The 1,486-nt window shown below is 43.5% G+C and carries 1 protein-coding gene; it reads left to right on the top strand.

Annotation, left to right across the window (positions count from 1 at the left end; translation table 11 throughout):
* Window positions 1-194: 194 nt before the first annotated feature.
* Window positions 195-1,486: regulatory protein ScrG (scrG, locus tag R7P67_RS24140; protein ID WP_318086233.1), on the top strand; the 1,292-nt coding region annotated here is incomplete at its 3' end.

Raw genomic sequence — 1,486 nt, 5'->3', positions numbered from 1 at the left:
GATCGGGCGAGCGAAATGACGGCATTATTAACTAATTTTAATGATTGGAGGAATGCATCAATAACTATTTCATATAAACACGATTTACTGTTGACTAAGTTTTATAAATATCGATGATCAGCAAGTTAAACTGAACGAAGTTTTATTCATTTGAAAGCGCAAGAACATGACTGTCTACTATTTTAAATTAGCATTTGTATCTTAATAATGCGCATGATTACTTCATTTCCCTGTTACAGGAACGCCCACTCATCTCTGTTGCCAGTAAGGCACGAGGAGGACATGTCTTGACCACCATTTTTGATCAACAGGCCTCAGACAATGATCGCGAGTTTCTCAAGATCGTCGAAGAACGCTTTATTCATATCTTTGATGTGTTCAACGAAGGCCTCTTCTACATGGACGAGTTCGGGACGATGGTTTTCTACAATCAGGGATTTTATGAGCAACTTGGAATCAATGCTGGACGCATCAACCTAGATCGTTGGTTGGATTTGGTGCATCCGTTGGATAGGGAAAGATTGTCCAAGCGCGTCGATGCCCACATTAATACCGACAATACGCGCGTCACAACCACTTACCGCCTGCGTAAACCCAACGGGCAATACGTTTGGATTGAAGGCGTTGCGATGACCAAAGAAACTGAGCATGGTCATTACATGGTGGGTAGCCATCGCGACATTTCAGAACGTAAATTGATGGAAAGCTACATTCATCAAGTCGCGTTCCATGATAACGCCTCAGGTATGGCAAACCGCGCGCATTTGTTGCTTGATATTGAAGAACACGTCTGTTCGACAGACACGCCAACGTCGATTTGCTACATCCAAATCAATGAGATCAAATCCTATCTGAACCAGTACGGCAATGAACTGGTCAATGGTTTGGTGGAAAAGCTGCTGCAGACGCTCAGTCATCTGCCATCCCCTAACTGCTCAGTGTATCGTGTACATGATGACGATTTCGCAATTTTAATTCAGGACGATTGCTCAATAGACACGCTTCAAGCTTACGCTGAGACGATAAAACAAACCTATCACGAAGCCGTGGTGGAAGAAGGCCAGTATCTTGGCAGTAACATCAGCATTGGCTTGTACCCTTGTATCGACCCTGCGCACTCTGCTGATGAAATTTTGCGTAAAGCTGCAAGAACATGCCAATACGCCAGTGAACAAAACAAAGATAGGATTGCCATTTACAGCCAACGTACCCAACACGCGGTAGATCGTTACTTTTTTATCGAGCAAGGTTTGAAAAGCGCACTAGAAAAGCAAACCTTGAGTGTGAAGTTTCAACCAATCATTAATGCAAAAAGCTCCGAAGTGGTGAGTTTTGAATCTCTCGTTCGTTGGCGTAGCAAAGAGTTTGGCGAAATTTATCCCGATGAGTTTATTCCCGTTGCCGAGAACAAAGGCTTGATTGTCGAGCTAGGCTATCAAGTATTCGCGAAAGCATGTCAGTTCATAAAACAATACCGCGAACGCTA

Source organism: Vibrio sp. Vb0937 (genome assembly GCF_033338855.1).
Note: the sequence above shows the minus strand (reverse complement) of the source record. Positions and strands in the feature narration are given on the sequence as shown.